Consider the following 25,070-nt stretch of genomic DNA (forward strand, 5'->3'; position numbering starts at 1 on the left):
GACCTCGACGAGCGCGGTGCCACCCGAGGGGGGAGGTCGTCTGTTCTCCCAGATGGCCCACTGGGGGATGTTCTCGGCGCAGGCACGCGACGGCGAGGTCGTCGCCGTGCGGCCCTACGCCGGGGACCGCGACCCCTCACCGATCCTGGGGAACATCCCCGGATCGGTGCGGCACCGTGCTCGCATCGCCGGGCCGGCCGTTCGCCGCGGCTGGCTCGAGAACGGACCGGGACCGAGCTCACGACGCGGCGACGACGAGTACGTCGCCGTCTCGTGGGACGAGCTCACCGAGCTCCTCGCGGGCGAACTGCAGCGCGTGAAGGACCGGCACGGGAACCGGGCGATCTTCGGCGGATCCTACGGCTGGTCGGCACCCGGCCGGTTCCACCACGCACAGAGCCAGGTGCACCGCTTTCTGAAGATGTTCGGCGGCTACACCCGCTCGGTGCACTCCTACTCGCTCGGCGCGACCGGCGTGATCATGCCGCACGTCGTGGGGACCCACTGGAAACTGTTCGCGCGCTCGACCTCCTGGGAGGTCATCGCCCGCGAGACCGATCTGATGGTGTGCTTCGGCGGGATCCCGCTCAAGAACACCGCCGTCAACGACGGCGGCACGAGCGACCACCCCACCCGCGACGCCCTCGACCGGATGCGGGCCCGCGGCGGCCGGATCGTCTCGTTCAGCCCGATCCGCAGCGACGTGCACGGTGAGCACGAGTGGCTGGCACCCCGGCCGGGCACCGACGTCGCGATCATGCTCGCCCTCGGCTACGTCCTGGCCACCGAAGGCCTCGCCGACCGCGAGTTCCTCGACCGCTACTGCACCGGTTACGACCGCTTCGAGGAATACCTGCTCGGCCGCACCGACGGCGTCCCCAAGACCCCCGAGTGGGCCGCCGGACTGTCGGGCATCCCGGCCGGCACCCTCGTGGACCTCGCGCGACGCATGGCCCGAGGCCGCACCCTGGTGTCGGTCACATGGTCGCTGCAACGCGTCCGGCACGGCGAGCAGGCACCCTGGGCGGGTGTGACCCTCGCCGCGATGCTCGGTCAACTCGGCGTTCCCGGAGGCGGTTTCGGCCACGGCTACGGCTCGATGAACGAACCCGGTCTCGCGCCCGTCCCGTATCCGCTGCCCACCCTGTTCCAGGGCAACAACGACGTCGAGGACTTCATCCCCGTCGCCGCGATCGCCGACCTGCTGCTGCGGCCGGGGGAGCAGTTCGACTACGACGGGCAACGCCTGACCTTCCCCGACACCCGGCTCGTGTACTGGGCGGGCGGCAATCCCTTCCACCACCACCAGGACATCGGCCGGCTCCGCCGGGCCCTGCAGCGACCCGACACGATCGTCGTCCACGACCCGTACTGGACGCCGATGGCCAAGCACGCCGACATCGTCGTGCCGTCGACCACCGCGCTCGAGCGCGACGACCTGACGTGCACGCGCAACGATCCGCTGCTCGTCGCGATGCAGGCCGCCGTCCCGCGGTTCGCCGACGCCCGCGACGACTACGACACCTTCACCGATCTCGCCCATCGCCTGGGCTTCGGCGAGAAGTTCACCGAGGGCCGGAGCTCCCGGCAGTGGCTCGAGCACCTCTACGAGCAGTGGCGTGGTTTCGTCCTCGCCGACGACCGGCGGATCGAGGACCCGCCGCCCTTCGACGACTTCTGGTACGGCGGACCGGTCCGGATGCGGACCGAGGACGATCTGACCCTGTTCGAGGACTTCCGGACCGACCCCGAGGCGAACCCGCTGCGGACCCCCAGCGGACGGCTCGAGATCTTCTCCGCCGATATCGACTCGTTCGGGTACGACGACTGCGCCGGGCACCCCACCTGGTACGAACCCGACGAGTGGCTCGGCTCCTCGCGGGTCGAACGGTTCCCGCTGCACCTGATCGCCAACCAGCCGGCCACGCGCCTGCACGGCCAGCTCGATCACGGCTCGGTGAGCCAGGCATCGAAGATCCGTGGACGCGAACCGATCCGGATGCATCCCGAGGACGCGGCCGCGCGAGGTCTGGAGGCCGGTGACATCGTGCGCGTCTTCAACGAACGGGGTTCCTGCCTCGCCGGGGTGGTCCTCGACGACGGCCTGCTGCCGAACGTCGTCCAGCTCGCGACCGGAGCCTGGTACGACCCGCTGGATCCGTCCGATCCCGGGTCGATGTGTGTGCACGGGAACGCGAACGTGCTCACCCCCGATGTCGGCACGTCGTCGCTGTCCCACGGGTGCACGGGGCAGCACGTGCTCGTCGACGTCGAGCGGTTCGACGGCGAGTTGCCGCCCATCCGGGCCTACGATCCGCCGGTCGTCCGGCAGCGCTGAGCGCTCACGGTCGTGCCCGCCACGAGCACGGCCGTTACGCGTCGGGTCCTCACAGACCGAGGGACGCCTGGACCTCGCGCAGAGTGGCCGAGGAGGCGGCCAGCCCCGCCTCCTCCTCCGGCGACAGCGGCACGTCGAGCACGGTGTGCGCGCCGCGCGCGTCGACGACGGTGGGCAGCGAGAGGCAGACGTCCTGCAGGCCGTGCCGCCCGGTCTGCAGCGTCGAGACCGCGAGCACGCGGCGCTGGTTCCGCAGCACGGCCTCCACGATGCGGGCGCTCGACAGGCCGATCGCGAGATTCGTGGCGCCCTTGCCGCGGATGATCTCGTAGGCGCTGCGCACGACCTCGTCGAAGAGTTCGGCGCGGGTCTCCGGATCGAAGACCGGCCGGCCGTCGACGGAGAAGGACTTCACCGGCACACCCCCGATCGTCGCGCCCGACCACAGTGCGACCTCCGAATCGCCGTGCTCCCCGACGACGAACGCGTGGACGTTCTCGATCGCGACGTCGGCGCGGTGGGCGAGCAGATATCGCAGCCGGCCGGAATCGAGCACCGTGCCCGACCCGAAGATCCGGCCGTCCGCGATGCCGCTCGCCGCGATCGCGGCGCGGGTGACGATGTCGACCGGATTGCTGACGAAGACGACCACCGCCTCGGGGGAGACGGACAGGAGGCCGGGAGTCAGGTCCCGTGCCAGGGCGACGTTCGCGGCCGCGAGATCGAGGCGGGACTGGCCGGGATGCTGTTTGGCACCGGCGGTCACGACGATCAGATCGGAACCGGCGGTGACGGCGATGTCGTCGCTGCCCTCGATGCGGCACGACGGCGCGAACTAGGTGCCGTGGTTCAGGTCGAGGACCTCCGCGCGCACCTTCGCGGCATTCGTGTCGTACAGCGCGATCGCGTCCGCCGATCCCCGGAGCAGGCACGCGTACGCCACTGCGGTACCGACGCTCCCGGCGCCGACGACGGACAGCTTCGTGTGTCGCCGGATTCTCGTACCCGTCTCACCCATGCGAGGAATTGTGGCTCATACGGGCGGCTCGCTCGCTACCGTTGGGATTCATGAACCGGTCCGCATCGGCACGTTCCCTGCGCGCGGCCGGTGCCGCGGTCGCAGTTGCGATGATCGTCGGAGCCTGCTCGGGGTCCGACGACGACAGTTCGCCGACCGAGGGGACCTCCCCGCCCGGTACGGCTGCGGGGGTCTCCGCGACGGACACCGCCGTGAACCCGGTCGACCAGGCGCGGCTCGAACAGGTACTCGAGCAGACGGCGCAGGAGTTCCTGGTGCCCGGTGCCGCGGCCCTGCTGCGGACACCGTCCGGCACCGTCACCGCCACCTACGGGACCACCGAGCGCGACGGTGGGGACCCGGTCTCCCTCGACGACCATGTCCGGGTCGGTTCCAACACCAAGACCTGGACGGCGACCGTGATCCTGCAGCAGGTGCAGGACGGGAACCTCGCACTGTCGGATCCGGTGTCGAAGCATCGACCCGACGTCCCGAACGGCGACGCCATCACGATCGAACAACTGCTGAACATGCGGTCCGGTCTCTACAACTACACCGAGACACCGGAGTTCAACCAGGCGATGGACGACGATCCCGAACGGGTCTGGCAGCCCGAGGAACTGCTCGACCTCGCGTTCGCCAACCCGCCGTACTTCCCGCCGGGGGAGGGCTACCACTACTCCAACACCAACTACGTGCTGCTCGGCCTGATCGCCGAACAACTCGACGGCAGACCGCTCGCGCAGATCTTCGACGAGCGCCTCTTCCGTTCGACCGGTCTGACCAGGACATCGCTCCCGGGGCCCTCCGACACGTCGCTGCCGTCGCCCTACGCCCACGGTTACTTCTACGGCACCAACATGCTCACCCTCACCGACCCGGCGCTTCCGCCCGAGATGCAGGCCAAGGCCCGGGACGGCACGCTCGAACCGACCGATGTGACCAGGATGAACCCGTCGTGGGCATGGGCGGCGGGCGGGGGTATCTCGACCGCCGAGGACCTCGCCACGTGGGTGGAGGCGCTGACCGGCGGCGACCTCCTCGACGCGGACCTGCAGCAGCAGCGGATGACGACCATGCCTTCGACCGATCCGGCGAACCCGGACGCCCCGAGCTACGGCTGGGGCATCGCGAAGATGGGTCCCATGTACGGGCACACCGGTGAACTGCCCGGGTACAACTCGTTCATGGGCTCCGATCCCGACAACGGCGTCACGCTGATCGTATGGACCGATCTCGCGCCCGGGGTCGACGGCCGTGATCCCGCGTCGACCGCGGCCAAGAGTCTCATGGAGGAGATGTACCCGAGCTGACCTGCCGATGTCGCGCAGCCGTTAGCCTCGGGGCATGGCCGAGACCCCCTTCGATGCCGTCCTGTTCGACTTCTCCGGCACCCTGTTCCGGCTCGAGGAGGACGAGAGCTGGCTCGCGGACGTCACCGACCACGAGGGCAGACCCTTCGACGTGCACCGGCAGGCCGACCTCATGCGGCGGCTGACGCAACCCGTCGGGCAGCCCGTCGAGATGGACGCCGACGAGCACCATGCGTGGACCAACCGCGACCGCGAACCGCGCTGGCACCGTGAGGCCTACCTGACGGTGCTGCGGAAGTCGGGCGTGGCCGATCCCGAGCAGGCACAGGCGCTCTACGAGAAGGTGACCGACCCCGACTGCTGGACCGTCTATCCCGACACGGTCCCCGTCATCGAGGCGCTCGCCGGGGACGGGATCGCCGTCGGCGTGGTGAGCAACATCGCCTTCGACCTGCGGCCGGCGTTCGCGCGGCTCGGTATCGACGACCTCGTGTCGGTGTTCGCCCTGTCCTTCGAGGTGGGCGCCGTCAAGCCCGAGCCGGAGATCTTCCGCTACGCGGTGGAAAGACTGGGCGTCGATCCGGCACGCACGTTGATGATCGGCGACAGCGAGAAAGCGGACGGTGCCGCCCGGTCGATCGGGTGCGCGTTCGAACTCGTCGAACCGGCACCGACCGCCGAGCGGCACGACGCGCTGTGGACCGCGCTGGCCGCGGCCGGGATCACTCCGACGGAACCAGGCGCAGGGAGATCGAGTTGATGCAGTACCGCTTGTCGGTGGGCGTCGGATAACCCTCGCCCTCGAAGACGTGCCCGAGATGGCTGTGGCACGTCGCGCACACCACCTCGATGCGTCGCATGCCCAGCGAGTTGTCCTCGCGCAGGATCACGGAGTCGGAGTCGGCAGGGTCGAAGAACGACGGCCACCCGCAGTGGGAGTGGAACTTCTCGGTGCTGCGGAACAGTTCGGCACCGCACGCGCGGCATTCGTAGATGCCTTTGGTCTCGGTATCGGTGTACTCGCCGACGAAGGGGCGCTCGGTGCCGGCCTGCCGCAACACGGCGAACTCGGCGGGAGTGAGCTTCGCGCGCCATTCCTCGTCGGTGTGGACGACCTTGGGTGCGGGCTCGGATCGAGGAGCAGACGTCATGATCTCCACGCTAACCGCGGTGGGCGCGCGCGTCACGTCCGTACACCGTCCGACGTTTCACGTCCGTGTATCGACCGTCGTTTCACGTCCGTGCCGGTTGTTTCTCCTCGAGCAGGTGCGACGGCTCGATACCGTCCGCCAGGCGTCCTTCGCGCTTCGCGGCGAGGTAGCGGTCGAGCAGGACGGCGAAGACGACGATGAGCAGCAGCGACCAGCCGAAGGTGGTCTTCATGTACTCCGCGGCGCGTCCGGCCTCCACCCACCGGCTCGACAGCCACGAGTCGTAGCTCAGGAAGCCGTAGACGGCGAGCCATGCGGGCCAGTTCCGCATCACGGAGTTCGGCAGCAGCACCGTCATCAGCAACGGGAACAGCATCATCGAGTAGTACATCTGGCCGAGCGATCCGAGCAGGAACGAGGCCGCGAGCAGCACACCGCCGGCGGTGCACACGAAGAACACCTCGTCGTGGCGGCAGTAGCGGTACAGCAGCCACACCGAGACCGCGACCATCACCGCGAGCACCGCCCGCAGGCCGAAGATCAGCCAGGCCGGGAGCCCGTAGTACATGCCGTTGCCGACGATCGCGCTGTTGAAGTAGTCGCGGGACTCGAGCAGGTACGGCACGGTGTGCTCGACGAACTGCCACGCGTCGACCGACAAGGGCCACGCGATGAGCGTGAGCGCGATCGGGACGCCCGCCGCGGTGATGAAGACCTTCCACTGGCCACGCACGAGTGGGAGGAACAACAAGGGAGCGAGGATCGGTTTGACCGCAAAGGTCAGGCCGAGCGCAGCCCCCGCCCACAGATCACGTCGTTTGAGCAGCAGCGTCAGGAAGGCGATCTCGCCGAGCAGGACGAGACCGTTGATGTTCGTGAAGACGAGTGTGTTCGTCACCGTCTCGGACGCGAACGCGGCGAAGACCAGCACCGGCGCGATCGGCGAATCGAGTCGCAGACCGAACATGCGCAGCAGCAGGTAGAGCGCGATGAGGATCGCGATCGCATTGGCGAGGATGAACAACCACCGCGACCGCTCGGGGTCGATCACCGCGATCGGGGCGATCAGCAGCGTGCCGGAGGGCGGATAGAGGTAGTGGGGATCGACCCACTGGAACTCGGCGGTGTACACCGGCCGACGGTTGAGGAAGGCCAACGCCGCATTGTAGACCGGGGTGAAGTCGTCCGTCCGGAACCCGTTGACCGCTTTGATCACTACCCGGTGCAGAACCGTCAGTACGGCAAGGGGCCACACCACGGCCTTGACCACCTCGGCGGTCGTGCGTGCGGTCCGGGGTTCGAGACTTCTGAGGAACACTACGGCACGGTACACCGCGGGCCTGCGGGCTCGTGCACACGCCCTGACCCCCGGTCGGGGAACGTCTACGCGGGGCACAGGCTTCCGTTGGGCGGAAGTTCCCCGTCGGACAGATAGGTCTCGACCCGGGCCTGCACGCAACCCGAGTGCAGGACCGCCGAATAGCCGGCACCCTGCCACGACAGCGACGCCCAGGCGATACCGCCCGCGGTGAGCACACCGGTCACCGACTCCACCCCGGCATTGCCCACGATCGGATCTGCGGCCCCCGAGGACACGAGCACGGGCACGTCGAGTGCCGCCGGCAGCGGCGGGGGCGGCAGGCTCGGCCACGCCGCACATGCCGTCAGTCCCGTCGCCAGGTCCGCGCCGTACAGCGGATACAGGCCGGACCAGTTCCGGGCGAGATCGCCCGCGTGGGTCGGAGTCGGCCAGCGCTGTCCGTCGCTGCACCGCGCGACGAACTGACCGTCCGTCGAGAGCCTCTCCTCGGCCGCACCGACCAGTTCGATGAGCGGCATGACATCACCGTCCCGCGCGGCCGCGAGGACGTCCGCCACCTCACGGACGCGAGCCTGCAGATCGGCGCGCGGAGTGCCGAGGACACTCGTCAACGCCGTGAGGAACGAGTTCGCCGAGACCGGCGCGAGCTCACCCGTGGTGGCCTGCTCGTGCAGCCCCTCGATCGCCGCGCGGGGATCGTCACCGAGGGAGCAGTCGAGGGCGGTGCACTGCCGGGCGAAGGCATCGACGGCGGCCTCCGCGCCGCGGGCCTGCGACTCGGCCATGAGCTCGGCGTCGGCCGTGGCCGCGGCGGGGGAGTCGAGGACGAGACGACCGACCGCGCCCGGATAGGCGGCGGCGTAGGCGAGCGCGACCGTCGCACCGTTCCCCACGCCCAGGAGGCCGATCCGGTCCACTCCCCATGCCTGGCGGAGGCGTTCGATGTCGTCGGCGGCGTGCGACGCGCCGAACATCAGCTGCTGCGGCTGCAGGTAGTCGGTGCACGAGACGGTCGCCTGACGGCCCAGATCGGCGACACGTTCGGGTGCATCGCCGGTGCGGCCGAATTGCCCGAGATCGCCGAGGCCGCGACGATCCGCGGGAAAGATGCAGTCGATCGCGAGCGAGTTGCCGATTCCGCGCCGATCCACCGCGACGATCGGACGCATCGCCAGTGCACCGGACATCGGACCGGTCGCCATCCCGGTCAGTGCACGCGTCGATGCGATGTCGGCGCCGGTCGTGAGAACCAGCGGCGCCACGTCGGTGGGGGTGTCGGGCAGTCGTGCGCGCATGACGGCCAGGGGGAAGGTGCCGGTGACGGTGCCGGCCGCATCGATCGGGGCGACGACCTCCGCGCACTCGAGAACGAGGCCCTGGGGACCGGGAGGTGCGTCGAACGAGGAGAGCGTCTCGTCCGTGCAGTTCCGCCACGTCGGTTCGGCCGACGGCACCGGAAGTTCGGGTACCGCGGTCTCGTCCTGCGGGGTCCTGTCGACGGCGACACCGGGATCGTCGCGCACCACGGCGACGTCGGGACGTATCGACGGTCCTGCTCCGCACGCGGTCGACGCCGCGGCAACCGTGATCAACATCGCGGCGATCACTCCCGATCTGCGCATGCGCACAGCCTGCCAGGTTCACCGACGGAGGCGTGCAACCGGTGGTGGAGCAGCCGATCGGAAGTGTCCTCCCGGAGCGTGACGCCGAGGTGAACGCCGTGTGAAGTAGGTCGCATTCCGGATTCGAGTGCGGATCCGAGCATGGTGCGGTCGTACCCTGGGCTAATGCACGAACGTCTCGTCGACCGCAATCCGGTGGTGCCTGCTGACCAGTTGGTGGCGCAGATGGTGCCCCCCGCGATGTTCGACGAGGTGAGCTTCGAGTCGTACATCCCGGATCCGAACGAGCCGAGCCAGGCGGCCGCGGTGAAGACCGCTGCGGAGTTCGTCAGCAAGATCGGGAAGATCCGCGGTGGCAAGCGCGGCCTGTTCGGCCGCCGCTCCCAGCCGCAGGGTGCCGGCCTCTACCTCGACGGCGGCTTCGGCGTGGGCAAGACCCACCTGCTCGCCTCGATCTTCCACAGCGCACCCTCTCCCAAGGCCTTCGGCACGTTCGTCGAGCTCACCCACGTCGTCGGCGCCCTCGGGTTCAACAAGGCCGTCGAGGAGCTGTCTAGCCACAGCGTGCTGTGCATCGACGAGTTCGAACTCGACGATCCGGGCGACACCATGCTCGTCTCGCGCCTGCTGACCGAACTGTCGGCCCGCGGTGTCTCGATCGTCGCGACCTCCAACACGCTCCCCGGCCAGCTGGGTGAGGGACGGTTCGCGGCACAGGACTTCCTGCGCGAGATCAAGAAACTCGCGTCGATCTTCGAGACCATCCGCGTCGACGGCCCCGACTACCGTCACCGCGACCTGCCGCCCGCACCCGATCCGGTCGACTCGGCCGAGCTCACCGAGCGCGCCGAGGCGATCCCGGGTGCCACGCTCGACGACTTCGACGAGCTGTGCGCGCACCTGAGCACGTTGCACCCCTCGCGGTACGGCAAGCTCGTCGAAGGTGTGCCCGCCGTCTTCCTCGAGGGTGTGCATCCGGCGAAGGACCAGTCGGTGGCCCTGCGTCTGGTGGTCCTCGCCGACCGCATGTACGACGCGAGCATTCCCGTGACGGTCTCCGGCGCCAAGCTCGACGAGATCTTCACGCCCGAGATGCTCGCGGGTGGCTACCGCAAGAAGTACCTGCGTGCGACGTCCCGCCTCCTGGCGTTGTCCCGCTTCGAGGTCGCCGCGGGCTGAGCGGATACCCGGCGCTCATCCGCGCCGGGTCGTTCACACCGCATCACCGGATCACTGCCGGCATTCCGTTCAGAGGGTGCGCTGCATGACGAAATCGTCGTGTGTCTGCGCGCCCACGACGAACGTGCGCGTGCCCACCACCTCGAAGCCCTGCTTCTCGTAGAAGCGCCGGGCGCGGGTGTTCTCCTGATTGACACCGAGCCACAGGCCCGCCCGCCCGAGCGCGCGGGCCCGCGCGACGATCGCGTCCATGAGCGCTGCGGACACCCCCGACCCGTGATGGCCCGGCATCACGTACAGCTTGCTGATCTCGATCGCCGGCCGCGCCGTGATCATCGCGTCGATCGCCGGATCCTCGGGCGCGGCGTCCACTGCCATCAGGTAACCGACGATCTCCTCACCTGCGCGTGCCTCGAGAACGATGCGTTCGGGGGAGGACAGGTATTCGGCGAACTTCTCCGCGCTGAGGGTGCGCTCGATGAAGTCGGCGATGTCGTCCTCGGCGGCGTCCGGAGGGCAGGCGAGCGGGAAGGTCGCGGCGGCGACCTGGGCGATCGCCTCGGCATCCCAGATGCCCGCCTCGTCGACGGAGACCGCTTCTTCGAGTGGTGGCATGGACATGCACACCAGTGAAGCACTCGGACGGGATGATCCGGCAGGAGCCCCGGCGTGTCGATGCGAGACGGAGACACGAGCCCGGACACGAGGCGAAGAAGGGCCGGATATGGCTGAACCCCAGCCTTGGATGGGGGGTCATGGCTGGGGTTCGACACCATCGGGGGGATGGCAACATCCACGCTACATGAGGGATACCTCAGGTTCCAGCCGCAGTGGTCACGGTTCCGTCACACGGTCCCGTGCATACGACTTGCACGAAATGTCGGTGCGTTGTACCGTCGCGGCTATGAAGCGCGTACTCGTAGTTCACCGCCGTAGCGGGGTCTGATTCGGACCGACCCCTCGCTGCGGGTCGTTGAGCTACGCGTCGGTCCTTCCTTCTCGTGGAAGACCACTACGAACGATGAACGCCTTCACCTCCTTCTCCGGTTTCGCTCCGATGTTCCCCTTCGGCACCCCTGATGCCGATCCGTTCTTCGCCCGCTACGGGCGCGCACTTCCTCGGGGATTGCGCGAGGAAGCCTCCGGCATGAGCTGGACGGAATTCGAATCCACCTACGGTGCCCAGCACGGTCCGGTCCGCCTCGGCGGCTGGACTGCGACGACCCTCGGTGCGGGACGCAGCGCCTTCGAGGCGACGATCGCGATCGGCGACACCATCCATACCGCATCCGCCACGACCTGCGGGCCGATCGCCGCGATGACCGCGATGCTGTACGACCTCGGACTGAACATCGAGATCCTGTCGTTCCATCGCCACGACCTCGGTGGGATGTCCGCGACCTTCCTGCTGTGCCGCTCCGGCGAGCGCACGGCCTGGGTCATGGGCACCGGCGAGACCGGCACCGAGTCGTCGCTGCGGGCGATGATCGCGGGGATCAACAAGCTCGGCGCGTGACGCGCCGGTCCGGTGCGGGGGAGTACCTCCGCACCGGATCGCTGTCGGATTCCTCACCGGATGGCTCGGACGTCGACCCACTCCACGAACGAATGAAGGCCCCCTTCGAAATTCGAAGGGGGCCTTCATCTTCTGTGCGCGATACTGGGATTGAACCAGTGACCTCTTCCGTGTCAGGGAAGCGCTCTCCCGCTGAGCTAATCGCGCCGGCATGGTGATCGCCGGAGTGGAGCGGATGACGGGATTCGAACCCGCGACCCTCACCTTGGCAAGGTGATGCGCTACCAGCTGCGCTACATCCGCATGTGCACGTTGTTTCGGTGAACCGGTCCGACCCACGTGCTGGTCGAACCTGGTGCGCGATACTGGGATTGAACCAGTGACCTCTTCCGTGTCAGGGAAGCGCTCTCCCGCTGAGCTAATCGCGCGAGGTGGAGACGGGAATCGAACCCGTGTGCACGGCTTTGCAGGCCGTTGCCTCACCACTCGGCCACTCCACCGTAAAAGGTCGAGTCCAACCTCTCGAGCGGATGACGGGATTCGAACCCGCGACCCTCACCTTGGCAAGGTGATGCGCTACCAGCTGCGCTACATCCGCATTCGCACCGTTCGGCGTCTTGCTCTCCGTGGTGCGGTTCAAAACAGTAGCCGAGCATCTACGGAACACACAAATCCGCAGGTCAACGGAAGAAAACGGCAGATTTCGCGAAGGTGACGGGTCGATGACCCCCGCGGGAGGCGCCGAATCGGGTTGCCGAATCGGGCTTCGGGGGTCGATCTCGTGTCGCTCCCGCCGGCGGTTGCACCTTCCGGGGCCTCCGGGACGAAGAGATCGTCCGAGGCTCCGGCTTCGAGGTGCCGGCTCCGGATGCCGAGTCCTGGGTCCGACTCCTGTCCCTCGCGTACGCGCGCGTGCAGCGCGGGGACGCGCCGCACGGAACAGCGCATCGAAACGCTGTCACCAGGCGATTCGTGTTCATGGCGGGAGCGTGTTAGTGTTCCATCTCGTTCGAGCCGCTGTGAAGCGGCCCGGTCCCGTGGCTCAGTGGAAGAGCGTCCCGTTCACACCGGGGAGGTCGCTGGTTCGATCCCAGCCGGGACCACCGAGATCGACAGTGACGAAAGGCACCCCCGCAGGGGTGCCTTTTTTCGTACCTTGATGAAATCGTTGAGCATGCGTGGCGCCCGGTCGGGCGGGTCGCCCGCGAGCGCTTGTTTCCTTCGAACCGCAACGGCCCCATCGGGCTCGACCACGCGTGTCGTGTGGGCACAGCTGTGGTGCTTGTGGCCGAAGTGCGCATAGTGATGGCAGGATCGTGGTCGTCGAGGAGGACACGTCCGGATGAGCGTTGCGGACAGCGAATGGCCGGTCGTGGGGGCGACCGGAGCGAGATTCGGATCCGGTCGGTCCCGTCGACGTCGGCGGCCGGCGGATCACGCCGTGCCGGTACGGAATCACCGCGAGCCGGGCCCCGTCGTGGACGAGGTCACGGCAGCCGAGGTGTACCGGCCCGCAGCGCAACCGGTCGACACAGCGCAACCGGTCGACAGAGCGCAGTCGGTCGGAGCAGCGCAGGCGGCCGGCCGGAATGCGGGCACCGGGACCAGTGTGGGAATCGAGGACATGAACCAGCCAGAGACGTCGTCGTTCGTGCGCCCGTTCGTACGGAGCGGGGGACGCACCCGAGCCGAGGTGGAGTTGCCTCTCGAAGTGCTCGTGTCGGCCGTCCCCTCCGCGATGGGCAGTGAGTCCGGTCCGGCGATGGACGAGCATCGCCTCGTGCTGGCGTTGTGCGCCCAGCCGAGATCGATCATGGAGATCGCGGCCCTCGCGCAGATCCCGCTCGGTGTCGCCCGCGTGCTCGTCGGCGATCTCGCGGCGACCGGCGAGATCACCGTGCACCGCACCGCCGACAAGGTGGGACCGAACGTCGAACTGCTCGAACGGGTACTGACGGGTCTCAACCACCTCTGAGGACTTCACGGCTCCCTGTGTTCGCGGTCCGCGCGGATGTCGATAGCATGAGGAAGTTGCCGTGTGCTCGCGGTCGTCGACCGCAGCACGTGCCCGGCGACGACCACGTATCAGGCATCGAGCCGAGGAGTCCGTCACAGTGACCACGCCCGCATCCGCGAAACCAGCCACGATCGTCCGGGTGCCCGCGGGGACCACTGCGGGCGCGGCGGTCCGTGACGCGGGTCTGCCCACCAAGGGACCCGAGACGATCGTGGTCGTCCGCGACTCCGAAGGCGCGCTGCGCGACCTGTCCTGGACGCCCGAAGCGGACGTCGAGGTCGAGGCCGTCGGCGCCGACACCGACGACGGCCGCAGCGTCATCCGCCACTCGGCCGCCCACGTGCTCGCGCAGGCCGTGCAGCAGGAGTTCCCGGAGGCCAAGCTCGGCATCGGCCCGCCGATCCGCGACGGCTTCTACTACGACTTCCAGGTCGAGCGTCCCTTCACGCCCGAGGATCTCGCGAAGCTCGAGAAGCGGATGAAGAAGATCGTCAAGGACGCCCAGCGCTTCTCGCGTCGCGTCGTCGACAGCCTCGAGGACGCCCGCGAGGAACTGAAGGACGAGCCGTTCAAGCTCGAACTCATCGACGACAAGTCCGGCATCGACGACCCCGAGGTGATGGAGGTCGGCGGCAAGGAACTGACCATCTACGACAACCTCAACCCGCGCACGGGTGAGCTCGTCTGGAAGGACCTGTGCCGCGGCCCGCACGTGCCCACCACCAAGTTCATCCCGGCCTTCAAGCTCACGCGCAGCTCCGCGGCCTATTGGCGCGGCGACCAGGACAACGCCGGCCTGCAGCGCATCTACGGCACGGCCTGGGAGTCCACCGAGGCGCTCGACGCGCACCTCGAACTCCTCGCCGAGGCCGAACGCCGCGACCACCGCAAGCTCGGCAACGAGCTCGACCTGTTCTCGTTCCCCGACGAGCTCGGTTCGGGTCTGCCCGTCTTCCATCCCAAGGGCGGCATCATCCGCCAGGAGATGGAGAACTACTCGCGCCAGCGGCACGTCGAGGCCGGCTACGAGTTCGTGTACTCGCCGCACATCACCAAGGGCCAGCTGTACGAGGTGTCCGGTCACCTCGACTGGTACCGCGACGGCATGTTCCCGGCGATGCACATCGACGAGGAGCTCAACGAGGACGGCACCGTCCGCAAGCCGGGCCAGGACTACTACCTCAAGCCCATGAACTGCCCGATGCACGACCTGATCTTCCGGTCGCGCGGGCGCTCCTACCGCGAACTGCCGCTGCGCATGTTCGAGTTCGGTTCGGTCTACCGCTACGAGAAGTCCGGTGTCGTCCACGGCCTGACCCGCGTGCGCGGCATGACGCAGGACGACGCACACATCTTCTGCACCCCGGAGCAGATGCGCGACGAGCTCACCAGCGTCCTGAACTTCATCCTCGACCTGCTCAAGGATTACGGGCTCGACGACTACTACCTCGAACTGTCGACGAAGAACCCCAAGAAGTTCGTCGGCAGCGACGAACTGTGGGACGTCGCGACCGAGACGCTGCGCGAGGTCGGTGAGGCCTCCGGCCTGAACCTCGTGCCCGACCCGGGCGGAGCCGCCTTCTACGGCCCGAAGATCTCCGTGCAGGTCAAGGACGCGCTCGGCCGCAGCTGGCAGATGTCGACGATCCAGCTCGACTTCAACCTGCCCGAACGCTTCGAGCTCGAGTACACCGGCGCCGACGGTGCCAAGCACCGCCCCGTCATGATCCACCGCGCACTGTTCGGTTCCATCGAGCGGTTCTTCGGTGTGCTCACCGAGCACTACGCCGGTGCCTTCCCCGCGTGGCTCTCGCCCGTTCAGGTCGTGGGCATCCCCGTGGCCGCCGACTTCGAGGGTCACCTGTTCGACGTCGTCGGAAAGCTGAAGGCGCAGGGGATCCGCGCCGAGGTCGACGTCTCCGACGACCGCATGCAGAAGAAGATCCGCACACACACCACGCAGAAGGTGCCGTTCATGCTGCTCGCCGGAGAGCGCGACGTCGCGGCCGGCGCGGTCAGCTTCCGCTTCCGCGACGGCACGCAGGTCAACGGCGTGCCCGTCGACGAGGCCGTGCGGATCGTCACCGAATGGGTCCGCCGCCGCGAGAACGCCTCGCCCACCGCCGAACTCGTCGGCTCCGGTGGGGAAGGCAGCCCGTCGTGACGGGCGACCGCACCCCGGGGCCCGCCGACATCCCAGCGACGGAGGACAGTCCCGCCTCGATGGTCGATCGCGGCGTGGGAGAGTCCGACCACCTGCAGCGCCTGTGGTCGCCCCACCGGATGTCGTACATCACCGAGTCCCCGCGGGGTCGCGACGAGCCGTACGAGCCCTTCACCGACATCCCGAAGATGTCCGACGAGGAGGGCCTGGTCGTCGCACGCGGCGAACTGGTGTACGCGGTGCTCAACCTGTACCCGTACAACCCGGGACATCTGATGATCGTGCCGTATCGCCGGGTGGCGAACCTCGAGGATCTGACGCCCGAGGAGAGCGCGGAGCTCATGCAGTTCGCGCAGCGCGCGCTCCGCGTCATCAAGCGCGTCTCGCGGCCGCACGGCTTCAACGTCGGCCTCAACCTCGGTGCCGCGGCGGGAGGCTCGCTGGCCGAGCATCTCCACCTGCACGTCGTCCCGCGCTGGGGCGGCGACGCCAACTTCATCACCGTCCTCGGTGGGTCGAAGGTGATGGTGCAGCTGCTGCGCGACACCCGTGCACTGCTCGCCTCGGCATGGGACGAGTGACAGCCCTCCCCGAGTCGTCGCGATCGCAGCGCACGGCCGTGGTGCCGTTCGCATGCCGATCCACCGCGGGCCGACCGCGCATTTCCGGCTCCACTCGTGGCAGGATCGGATTCCGGACACAACGGTCGGACAGGAAGACAGGGGTCGCGGGATGCTGAGCTTCTTCGGGCGTGCGTCGGTGTCGAAGGTCACCGCGCCGCTCGGCAAGGCGCTGATCCGTACCGGCCTGACTCCGGACGCCGTCACGCTCATCGGCACCGTCGCCACGATCGCCGCCGCCGTGACCCTGTTCCCCATGGGACACCTGTTCTGGGGAACGATGGTCATCTGGCTGTTCGTCATGTTCGACATGCTGGACGGCGCCATGGCCCGGGCCCGTGGGGGCGGAACGCGCTTCGGAGCGGTACTCGACGCGACCTGCGACCGGGTCGCCGACGGTGCGATCTTCGGTGGTCTCGCGTGGTGGGCCGTCTACCACGAGCAGAGCCGCCCGTTGTTCGTCGCCACCCTCGTCTGCCTCGTGACGTCGCAGGTCATCTCGTATGCGAAGGCGCGGGCCGAGGCGAGCGGTCTGTCCGCCGATGGCGGCCTGATCGAGCGACCCGACCGGCTCGTGATCGTGCTCGTGGGCGCCGGTCTCACCGGCCTCGGGCTCGACTGGGCGATCCACATCGCGATGTGGCTGCTCGTCGTCGGATCGGTGATCACGGTCTTCCAGCGGGTTCTCGCCGTCCGCAACTCCGCGGGTGCGCGCGAACTGCTTCCCATCACGCCCCCGGCCGGCGGGACGACGGAGACCCGGGACGACGGGGGAGCGCAGTGAGTGTCGGCGAGAAGGCGTCCGATCTCGCGTACGCGGGTGGCTGGCGCCTGGTCCGGGCACTGCCCGACGGCGTCGCGCGACGGTTGTTCGACGCCGGCGCCGACTATGCGGCGCGCCGTGGCGGCGGACCGCAGCAACTGCGCCGCAACCTCGCGCGGGTGCTCGGGGTGCAGCCGGACGAGGTGCCCGACGATCTGATCCGCCGGTCGGTCCGGTCCTACGCGCGCTACTGGCGCGAGGCGTTCCGCCTGCCGTCGATGGATCTCGACGCGACCGCGAAGTCGATCGATTCGTCCATCGAGGGCCGTGAGCACATCGAGGCGGCGCTCGCCGCCGGTCGCGGCGCGATCCTGGCGCTGCCCCACAGTGGGAACTGGGATCTCGCCGGCGTGTGGTGCGTCCGCTACTTCGGCGGATTGACCACGGTCGCCGAGCGCCTGCGTCCCGAGTCCCTCTACCGCCGTTTCGTGGACTACCGCGAGGGTCTCGGTTTCGAGATCTTCCCCTCGAGCGGCGGGGAGACGCCTCCGTTCGGGGAGCTGGCCGCGCGGTTGCGCGACAACCGGATCGTGTGCCTGCTCGGCGAACGCGACCTCGCTCGCAAGGGAGTCCCGGTCACCTTCTTCGGCGAACCGACCCGCATGCCCGCCGGACCGGCGAAACTGGCCATCGACACCGGTGCGGCACTGTTGCCGGTGCACTGCTGGTTCACCGAGGACGGCTGGGGGTTCCGTGTGGATCCGGAGCTCGACGTGAGCGTCGGGATCGACGCTGCCACACAGGCCCTCGCCGACCGGTTCGCCGCCAACATCGCCGCCCACCCCGAGGACTGGCACATGCTGCAACCGTTGTGGCTCGACGACCTGTCGGAGGCCCGCCGCGCCCGGATGGAGGCGTAGGTGAGGATCGGGATGGTCTGCCCGTACTCCTTCGACGTTCCCGGTGGAGTACAGGCACACGTCGTGGATCTCGCGGAGGTCCTCATCGGCCGCGGGCACGAGGTGAGCGTGCTCGCTCCCGCGTCGGAGACGACGCCCCTGCCGGACTTCGTCGTCTCCGCAGGTCGCGCCGTCGCCATTCCGTACAACGGATCGGTCGCGCGCCTGAGTTTCGGTCCCGTCTCCTACGCGCGGGTCCGCCGCTGGATCAACGACAACGACTTCGACGTCCTCCACATCCACGAACCGAACGCGCCGAGCCTGTCGATGCTCGCGCTCAAGGTGGCGGAAGGGCCGATCGTTGCGACCTTCCACACGTCGACGACGAAATCGCTGGTGCTCAGCACCTTCCAAGGTGTCCTGCAGCCCTATCTCGAGAAGATCAGCGGCCGGATCGCGGTGTCCGAGCCGGCCCGGCGCTGGCAGGTCACCTCTCTCGGCGCCGACGCGGTCGAGATCCCCAACGGTGTCGACGTGCCGTTCTTCCGGCACGCCCCGCTGCTGCCGGGCTACCCGCGACCGGGCCGCACGGTGCTGTTCCTCGGCCGGTACGACGAATCCCGCAAGGGCATGGATGTCCTGCTCGGAGCGTTGCCGGCTCTCGTCGCCCGGCATCCCGACATCGAGATCCTCGTGGTGGGGCGCGGCGACGAGGAGCGGTTGCGGAAGGAGGCGGGGCGCTACTTCCGGCACCTGCGCCTGCTCGGGCAGGTCGACGACGACGAGAAGGCGTCCGCGATGCGCAGCGCCGACGTGTACTGCGCGCCGAACCTCGGTGGTGAGAGTTTCGGCATCGTGCTCGTCGAGGCCATGGCGGCGGGGACGGCGGTCGTCGCCTCCCAACTCGACGCCTTCCGCCGTGTGTTGCGCGACGGACAGGCCGGTGTCCTCGTCCCGGTCGGCGATGCCGACGCGCTCGCACGCGGCATCCTCGAGGTCCTCGACGACGACGACCGCCGGCAGGCGCTGGTCGACTTCGGATCCACGGTGGTCGAGGCGTACGACTGGCCGGTGGTCGCTGATCAGATCCTGCGGGTCTACGAGACCGTCACCGTCGGTGCCGGCCCGGTGCGGGAGGTCCGGTCGTGACCGTCAGCGCGGTGACGATCCTCGTCCTGTCGCTGGTCGCCGCCGTGGTCGTGGCGATCGGTGTGTGGGCCTATTCCACCGCCAACCGGCTCGACCGTCTCCACGTGCGCTCGGATCTGTCCTGGCAGGCACTCGATGCGGCCCTGGCGCGCCGCGCGGTGGTCGTGCGGAGCATCGCCGCGTCGATCCCCGTCCCGGAGGGACGCGCACTCGCCCAGCTCGCCGACACCGCCGAGCGGGCCGACCGCGACCGGCGCGAGGAGGCCGAGAACGCGTTGTCGGCTGCCCTGGCACGGCTCGAGACCGGCCGGCTGCGGCCCCAGCTCGTGGCCGAACTCGCCGATGCGGAGGCACGCGTGCTCATCGCCCGCCGCTTCCACAACGACGCGGTACGCGACACCCTGGCGCTGCGCACCCGACGACCGGTCCGCTGGCTGCACCTCGGGGGAACCGCGCCGCTGCCCACCTACTTCGAGATCGCCGAGCGGGCGGGTGCAGTCGCCACCGCGTCTCCGGCCGTTCCCGGCACGGCTCCTTCTCCGAGCGCGACCCCTGCCTCCGGCACTGCCACTGCTCCCGCTGCGCGCACCACCCCCGTGCCGGATCGGGCACGCACGTCGGCCCGCGTCGTGCTGCTCGACGAGGACGGCCGGGTCCTGCTGCTGCGCGGACACGACCCGGCGGTGCCCGAGCGGCACTTCTGGTTCACGATCGGCGGCGCCGTCGAACCCGGCGAGGACCTCGCGTCGGCCGCGCTCCGCGAGCTCGCCGAGGAGACCGGCCTGCGGGTCGAGCGCGACATCCTGTGTGGGCCGATGTGGCGGCGCGTGGCCGTCTTCCCGTTCAACGGCGAGGTCCTGCACTCGGAGGAGCTGTTCTTCGCGGTGCGGGTGCCGTCCTTCGAACCCGCAGCGGACGGCTTCACCGATCTCGAGCGGAGCATGCGCCTCGAACACCGCTGGTTCGACGACGACGAACTGCAGACGCTCGTGCAGTCCGGGAACCCGGTCTACCCGCACGATCTGCCCGAGCTGCTCGACGAGGCGCGGCAGGTCGCGATGCGGCGGCTCGAGCCGGAGATCCGCGCGATCCACTGAGCCCGAGCCGCTCCTCACACGAGCGTCGACCGGAACGACCAGGCGTCCTGCAGCCGGGCGTAGAGCCTGCCCGTGGCGACCAGCTCGTCGTGCGTGCCGTCCTCGACGATCCGGCCCCGGTCGAACACCAGGATTCGATCGGTGACCCGCGCACTGTGCAGGCGGTGGGCGATCGTCACCGTGGTGCGTCCCCGTCCGATCGATGTCAGCGCCCTTTGCAGGCGCACGTCGGTTCCGGCATCGACACCGCTGGTGGCCTCGTCGAGGACCAGCAGGTCGGGGTCGACGAGCGCGGTGCGTGCCAGCGCGACGAGCTGGCGTTCGCCGACCGACAGCGCCTCACCGCGCTGGCCGGTGCGGGTGTCGAGGCCGTGCGGCAGGTCGCGGGCCCAGTCGTCGAGCCCCAGCTCGGCAAGGATCGCTTCGACGTCGTGCCGGTCGGCTCCCGGACGGGCGACGGCGATGTTCTCGAGGACGCTGCGATCGAACAGGAAGGGATCCTGGGGGACCACGGCGACACGCCGGGCGAGCGACTCGTCGCCGATGCTCGCGACGTCGACACCGGCGAAGCGGACGGTACCGGTCGTGGGGTGCAGTTGCCGGGTGAGCAGCTTGGCGAAGGTGCTCTTGCCCGAACCGGTCTCGCCCACCACCGCGACCTGCTGCCCGGCACCGATCCGCAGGTCCAGCCCGCTCAGGACCGGGCGTCCGGGGACGTAGCCCACCTCGACGGTGTCGATGTCGACGTCGAACATCCCGGGTCGCAGCGGCGTCGCGATCTCCTGTGCGACCGCGTCGGTCTCCAGGTCGAGGATCGCGAGCACCCGGCGCAGTCCCGCCTCCGAGTTCTTGGCGTCGGCGAGCGTGTTGACGGCGAACTGCAGGGGACGGACGAAGAACGTCACGAGGAAGACGAAGGCGACCACCGTCCCCACGGTGATCGACGAACCCACACCGGAGGTGCCGAGGCCGAGCACGACCCCGCCGCACATCACCGCGATCGTGATGAGTGTGTCGATGCTCTGGCCGACGGAGAACGAGGCGCTCATCGGCAGCAGCGTGCGGACCTGTGCGTCCGCCGTCGCATCGATCCGCGAATGCAACCGGGTCCGGACCCGCTCGACGGCGCCGGCGGCCCGGATCGTGTCGATCCCGGTGAGGGTCTCCGCGAACGCCGCGTACAGCTGCCCGATCCGCGAGCGCACCACGTCGAACCGGCCCGCGATGATCCGCTGCACGTAGCGGCCGACGAGCGGCACGACGCACGCGACCAGCGCCGCCAGGATCGCCAGCGGCCACGAGTACACCGCCATGACGACGAACGCGATCGTCATCTGGGTCAGGTTCTGGACGAGGGTCATGCCGCCACCCTGGGCGAACACCGTCACCGCATCGAGGTCGTCGGTGCTCCGCGCGACGAAGCCGCCCTGCGCGCCGGATTCCAGACGGGTGGGAGGCAGCCGCAGGGTGTGGTCGAGCACCCGGATCCGCAGGGCGGACACGACGTCCTCGACGGTCGAGATCAGACGACGGTTCATCAGCGACGAGCCGACGCCCGCGACCAGCACGGCCGCCATTCCCAGGAGCGCGCACCGGACGACGATCCGGGTGCGCTCCTCGGAGGTGACCGCGGTGAGCAGACCGTGATCGATCGTGTACTGCACCACGACGGGAACGACGATGCGTCCCACCGCCGCGAACGCGGCGAACGCCAGGGTGGCGGCCAGTCCGGTCCGCACCGACGGGACGAGCCGGGCGACGCGGCGGAGCAACGCGACGGTGCCGAGTCGTTCGGTGTCGGTCCTTTCGGCGTCCGGTTGTGGGGATGCGGTGGGGGACACGGTCATCGGGTCGCCCCCTCGAGTTCGGCCGTGCGTGCATTGTCGTCGTAGGCCGTCACCAGATCGCGGTAGGCGGGCACCGATGCCGCGAGACCGGCGTGAGTGCCGGTCGCGACCACCCGGCCCTGATCGACGAAGACCACCTCGTCGGCGAGTGAGATCATCGCCGGACGGTGTGCGACGACGAGGATCGTGGTCTCCGATCGTCCCTGCGAGAACTCCGCCCGCAGGTTGTCGACGACGGCACGCTCCACGGCGGGATCGAGCGCGGACGTGGCGTCGTCGAGGACGAGCACACGGGGTCGCCGCACGAGTGCCCGAGCGAGGGCGATGCGCTGACGCTGGCCGCCGGACAACCGCGCGTGACCGTCGCCGATCACGGTGTCGAGACCGTCCGGCAGTTCGTCGACGAAGCCGGCCTCGGCGAGCGCGAGCGCGCGACGGACCGCTGCCTCGTCGATCCCGTCGTCCCACAGGGTGAGGTTGTCGCGCACGGATCCGGCGAAGACGAACGGGGTCTGGGTGACGAGAGCGACGTGTCGTGCCGTGTGACCGGGTGGTGTCGTGGCCAGGTCGACGTCGTCGAGGGTCACGGTGCCCGAGGTGGGCGGGAACAGACGAGTGAGCAGCGCGACGAGGGTGGACTTGCCGGAACCGTTGCGCCCGACGAGCGCCACGATGCGTCCCGGGCGCAGATCCAGGTCGACCGAGTCGACAGCGGGCCGGTCGGCGTCGGCGAAGCGGTAGGAGACGGCATCGGCGCGCAGACGGGCCGGAGCTACCGAGTGGGGGACGGAGGCCGAGCCGGACGGCTCCGATTCGGACTCGGCCAGGACCGCCTCGACGCGGCGGCGACCGACCACACCGGCCGGCAGGACGGCGAGGAAGCGGCCGATGACACCGAGCGGTATCGCCATGGTGAGCAGCAGGTAGACGACCGAGACCAGAGCGCCGATGGTCACCGCACCGGCCTCGATCCGCACCACGCCCACGAGCAGGACCACGAGGACCGCGAACGACGGGGTCAGTTCGATGAGCGGGTCGAAGATCGCCCCGACACGACCCGCGGACCGATTGGCCCTCGCGAGTTCGTGTGCGGCGCCGGCGAATCGCCGCGTCTCGTCGTCGGTCGCTCCGAGCGTGCGGATGACCTGGGCGCCGGCGATCGCCTCGTGCGCGAGCGCGGCGACCTCGGCGCGGCGCGACTGCACCTGCCGGGCGCGCGGCGACAGGACCCGTTGGTAGACCACGTTCGTCGCGATGAGCGCGGGGATGAGCACGGCCGCGATCACACCGAGCCGGGTGTCCGTGCGGAAGACCTGGACGAGCACCGCCAGGAGCATGCCGGTCATGCCGACCGCGAACGGGAAGTGCTGCATCGGGGCGTGGGCGGAGTCGGCGTCGGAGACGGCATGGGCGAGCAGGCGACCGGTGGGATGACCTCGGTGCCAGCGCGATCCGGAATCGAGATAGTGATCGGCCAGGCGCGTGCGCGTGCGGGCCAGTCCGCGGAACTGGACGGTGCCTCCCGCGAACGTGCGGGTCACGATGCTCAGGACGCGCAACAGGGCGACGCCGATCAACGCGAGGGCCGTTGCCACAGCGACGCCGGTGGACAGCTCGCCGCGTTCGAAGCTCCCGAGGACGAGATCGTCGGTGGCCGAGCCGATCACGTCGGCGAACAGCACCGTGCACAGGCCGTTGGCGATGCTCGCGCCGATCGCGACCGCCGCGGGGACGGGGAATCGGCGACAGTCCTCGACCATCATCGCGATCCCTGCCCGGAAGGTGGCTCCGCGGAGCGGTTCACGAGCAACAGGGCGGTTCGGTGCCACGGGCATCCCAGCCTTTCTTCGGTTCCCGGACATCCGCGTGAACCCTCGAGGTGAAACGGCGGAGTGCGCCCACGGCCGTGGGCGCACATCCCTCCCATCATGAGCATCGGCAACGATCCGGGCGACGGTTCGAGTCGGCGTGATCGAAACCTCCGGAGCCCGGCCGGGGGGAGTGGACCGGCAGTGTGCAGTCCAGTTGTTGTCAACTGGCTATGGGGGTGGCTCGGATACGGCCCTAGGCTGGGGTCCGCTGCCCGTCGCCCGTGCGCCGGCAGTATTCGCCGATCCGTCCACCGAGGAGGAATCCCCATCGTGACCAGCCCCGATACCGCCCCCGTCACCGGCACCGCCCGCGTCAAGCGCGGCATGGCCGAGATGCTCAAGGGCGGGGTGATCATGGACGTGGTGACCCCCGAGCAGGCGAAGATCGCCGAGGACGCCGGCGCGGTGGCGGTCATGGCCCTCGAACGCGTGCCCGCCGACATCCGCGCGCAGGGCGGCGTGTCGCGCATGAGCGATCCCGACATGATCGACGGCATCATCGAGGCCGTCTCGATCCCCGTCATGGCCAAGGCGCGCATCGGCCACTTCGTCGAGGCGCAGATCCTGCAGGCCCTCGGGGTCGACTACATCGACGAGTCGGAGGTGCTCACCCCCGCCGACTACGAGAACCACATCGACAAGTTCGCGTTCACCGTGCCGTTCGTGTGCGGTGCCACGAATCTCGGTGAGGCACTGCGCCGTATCAACGAGGGTGCGGCGATGATCCGCTCGAAGGGCGAGGCCGGCACCGGCGACGTCTCGAACGCCACGACCCACATGCGCCGGATCCGCCAGGAGATCCGGCGCCTGACCTCGCTTCCCGAGGACGAGCTCTACGTCGCCGCCAAGGAATTGCAGGCCCCCTACGACCTCGTCGTCGAGGTCGCCCGCGCCGGCAAGCTGCCCGTCACCCTCTTCACCGCCGGTGGCATCGCCACCCCCGCCGACGCCGCGATGATGATGCAGCTCGGGGCCGAGGGCGTGTTCGTCGGATCCGGAATCTTCAAGTCGGGCAACCCTGCCCAGCGTGCGGCCGCGATCGTCAAGGCCACCACCTTCCACGACGATCCCGACGTGCTCGCGAAGGTCTCGCGGGGTCTCGGCGAGGCGATGGTCGGTATCAACGTCGACGAGATCCCGCAGCCGCACCGGCTCGCCGAACGCGGCTGGTGACCGCTCTACCGG

At 69.1% G+C, this 25,070-nt stretch carries 19 protein-coding genes, 6 tRNA genes and 1 pseudogene; 14 read left to right on the top strand and 12 right to left on the bottom strand.

The genetic code is table 11. The features are described from left to right. The first annotated feature begins 52 nt into the window (after positions 1-52). On the top strand, positions 53-2,338 hold the full coding sequence (locus U9J23_RS10445; RefSeq protein ID WP_106201537.1) for a molybdopterin-dependent oxidoreductase: 2,286 nt from the start codon (positions 53-55) through the stop codon (positions 2,336-2,338). A gap of 49 nt (positions 2,339-2,387) precedes the next feature. Here U9J23_RS10445 and U9J23_RS10450 read toward each other — a convergent pair. Further along, positions 2,388-3,356 (bottom strand): annotated as a pseudogene (locus U9J23_RS10450) (L-lactate dehydrogenase). Positions 3,357-3,406: 50 nt separating this feature from the next. Here U9J23_RS10450 and U9J23_RS10455 point away from each other — a divergent pair. Both U9J23_RS10455 and U9J23_RS10460 read left to right on the top strand, forming a co-directional pair. Beyond that, a complete protein-coding gene (locus tag U9J23_RS10455) occupies positions 3,407-4,669 on the top strand; it encodes a serine hydrolase domain-containing protein (RefSeq protein WP_326602589.1) in 1,263 nt (420 codons plus the stop codon). Between the two features lie 34 nt (positions 4,670-4,703). After that, entirely contained in the window at positions 4,704-5,429 is a 726-nt protein-coding gene (locus U9J23_RS10460; protein ID WP_085468066.1) for an HAD family hydrolase, read from the top strand. Here the strand turns inward: U9J23_RS10460 and msrB are convergent. The 3 genes from msrB to U9J23_RS10475 all read right to left on the bottom strand — a co-directional run bounded on the left by msrB (position 5,392) and on the right by U9J23_RS10475 (position 8,748). Continuing rightward, complete coding sequence (gene msrB, locus U9J23_RS10465; protein WP_085468293.1) at positions 5,392-5,820, bottom strand: peptide-methionine (R)-S-oxide reductase MsrB; 429 nt, start codon at positions 5,818-5,820, stop codon at positions 5,392-5,394. The genes U9J23_RS10460 and msrB overlap by 38 nt on opposite strands. 82 nt (positions 5,821-5,902) lie before the next feature. Continuing rightward, positions 5,903-7,138 carry a glycosyltransferase family 87 protein gene (locus U9J23_RS10470; RefSeq protein ID WP_085468067.1) on the bottom strand — a complete coding sequence of 412 codons (1,236 nt, stop codon included), beginning with the start codon at positions 7,136-7,138 and terminating at the stop codon, positions 5,903-5,905. 65 nt (positions 7,139-7,203) lie between these two features. Then, entirely contained in the window at positions 7,204-8,748 is a 1,545-nt protein-coding gene (locus U9J23_RS10475) for an alpha/beta fold hydrolase (protein WP_085468068.1), read from the bottom strand. A gap of 180 nt (positions 8,749-8,928) precedes the next feature. On the opposite strand from U9J23_RS10475, the gene zapE reads away from it, so the two are divergent. Further along, entirely contained in the window at positions 8,929-9,942 is a 1,014-nt protein-coding gene (gene zapE, locus U9J23_RS10480; RefSeq protein ID WP_059381308.1) for a cell division protein ZapE, read from the top strand. Positions 9,943-10,011: 69 nt separating this feature from the next. On the opposite strand, the gene U9J23_RS10485 is transcribed toward zapE, so the two are convergent. Beyond that, on the bottom strand, positions 10,012-10,563 hold the full coding sequence (locus U9J23_RS10485) for a GNAT family N-acetyltransferase (RefSeq protein ID WP_059381309.1): 552 nt from the start codon (positions 10,561-10,563) through the stop codon (positions 10,012-10,014). Positions 10,564-10,963: 400 nt separating this feature from the next. Between U9J23_RS10485 and U9J23_RS10490 the strand changes: the two genes are divergently transcribed. Further along, entirely contained in the window at positions 10,964-11,458 is a 495-nt protein-coding gene (locus tag U9J23_RS10490) for an alpha-isopropylmalate synthase regulatory domain-containing protein (RefSeq protein ID WP_059381310.1), read from the top strand. A gap of 135 nt (positions 11,459-11,593) precedes the next feature. Here U9J23_RS10490 and U9J23_RS10495 read toward each other — a convergent pair. From U9J23_RS10495 to U9J23_RS10515, 5 genes are all read right to left on the bottom strand, one after another. Then, positions 11,594-11,665 (bottom strand) — tRNA-Val (locus tag U9J23_RS10495). A 20-nt stretch (positions 11,666-11,685) separates the two neighbouring features. Continuing rightward, a tRNA-Gly gene (locus U9J23_RS10500) sits at positions 11,686-11,761 on the bottom strand. A 50-nt stretch (positions 11,762-11,811) separates the two neighbouring features. After that, positions 11,812-11,886: transfer RNA gene (locus tag U9J23_RS10505), tRNA-Val, on the bottom strand. Position 11,887: 1 nt separating this feature from the next. Then, positions 11,888-11,958: transfer RNA gene (locus U9J23_RS10510), tRNA-Cys, on the bottom strand. Between the two features lie 25 nt (positions 11,959-11,983). Next, a tRNA-Gly gene (locus tag U9J23_RS10515) sits at positions 11,984-12,056 on the bottom strand. Between the two features lie 433 nt (positions 12,057-12,489). On the opposite strand from U9J23_RS10515, the gene U9J23_RS10520 reads away from it, so the two are divergent. From U9J23_RS10520 to U9J23_RS10555, 8 genes are all read left to right on the top strand, one after another. Further along, a tRNA-Val gene (locus U9J23_RS10520) sits at positions 12,490-12,561 on the top strand. 239 nt (positions 12,562-12,800) lie between these two features. Then, on the top strand, positions 12,801-13,433 hold the full coding sequence (locus U9J23_RS10525) for a DUF742 domain-containing protein (RefSeq protein ID WP_059381311.1): 633 nt from the start codon (positions 12,801-12,803) through the stop codon (positions 13,431-13,433). Positions 13,434-13,572: 139 nt separating this feature from the next. Beyond that, the gene (gene thrS, locus U9J23_RS10530; protein WP_229580073.1) at positions 13,573-15,639 is read left to right on the top strand and encodes a threonine--tRNA ligase; all 2,067 of its coding nucleotides are present in this window, start codon (positions 13,573-13,575) and stop codon (positions 15,637-15,639) included. A gap of 59 nt (positions 15,640-15,698) precedes the next feature. After that, entirely contained in the window at positions 15,699-16,220 is a 522-nt protein-coding gene (locus tag U9J23_RS10535) for an HIT family protein (protein WP_051033086.1), read from the top strand. A 151-nt stretch (positions 16,221-16,371) separates the two neighbouring features. Then, the gene (gene pgsA / locus U9J23_RS10540; RefSeq protein WP_026061728.1) at positions 16,372-17,043 is read left to right on the top strand and encodes a phosphatidylinositol phosphate synthase; all 672 of its coding nucleotides are present in this window, start codon (positions 16,372-16,374) and stop codon (positions 17,041-17,043) included. Further along, on the top strand, positions 17,040-17,942 hold the full coding sequence (locus tag U9J23_RS10545) for a phosphatidylinositol mannoside acyltransferase (RefSeq protein WP_059381313.1): 903 nt from the start codon (positions 17,040-17,042) through the stop codon (positions 17,940-17,942). Before pgsA ends, U9J23_RS10545 begins: the two co-directional genes overlap by 4 nt. Next, complete coding sequence (locus U9J23_RS10550; protein WP_326602597.1) at positions 17,943-19,070, top strand: glycosyltransferase family 4 protein; 1,128 nt, start codon at positions 17,943-17,945, stop codon at positions 19,068-19,070. Then, positions 19,067-20,167: an NUDIX hydrolase gene (locus U9J23_RS10555; RefSeq protein WP_059381315.1), complete on the top strand. Its 1,101-nt coding sequence runs from the start codon at positions 19,067-19,069 to the stop codon at positions 20,165-20,167. Before U9J23_RS10550 ends, U9J23_RS10555 begins: the two co-directional genes overlap by 4 nt. Positions 20,168-20,181: 14 nt before the next feature. Here U9J23_RS10555 and U9J23_RS10560 read toward each other — a convergent pair whose 3' ends face one another. Continuing rightward, positions 20,182-22,014, bottom strand: a complete 1,833-nt coding sequence (locus U9J23_RS10560) for an ABC transporter ATP-binding protein (RefSeq protein ID WP_059381316.1) — start codon at positions 22,012-22,014, stop codon at positions 20,182-20,184. Next, complete coding sequence (locus U9J23_RS10565; protein WP_326602599.1) at positions 22,011-23,849, bottom strand: ABC transporter ATP-binding protein; 1,839 nt, start codon at positions 23,847-23,849, stop codon at positions 22,011-22,013. The genes U9J23_RS10560 and U9J23_RS10565 overlap by 4 nt, the downstream gene beginning before the upstream one ends. 306 nt (positions 23,850-24,155) lie before the next feature. On the opposite strand from U9J23_RS10565, the gene pdxS reads away from it, so the two are divergent. Then, a complete protein-coding gene (gene pdxS, locus U9J23_RS10570) occupies positions 24,156-25,058 on the top strand; it encodes a pyridoxal 5'-phosphate synthase lyase subunit PdxS (RefSeq protein WP_059381317.1) in 903 nt (300 codons plus the stop codon). The last annotated feature ends 12 nt before the right edge of the window (positions 25,059-25,070 follow it).

The sequence above is a fragment of the Rhodococcus sp. PD04 genome (assembly GCF_035918275.1).
GTDB lineage: Bacteria > Actinomycetota > Actinomycetes > Mycobacteriales > Mycobacteriaceae > Rhodococcus > Rhodococcus rhodochrous.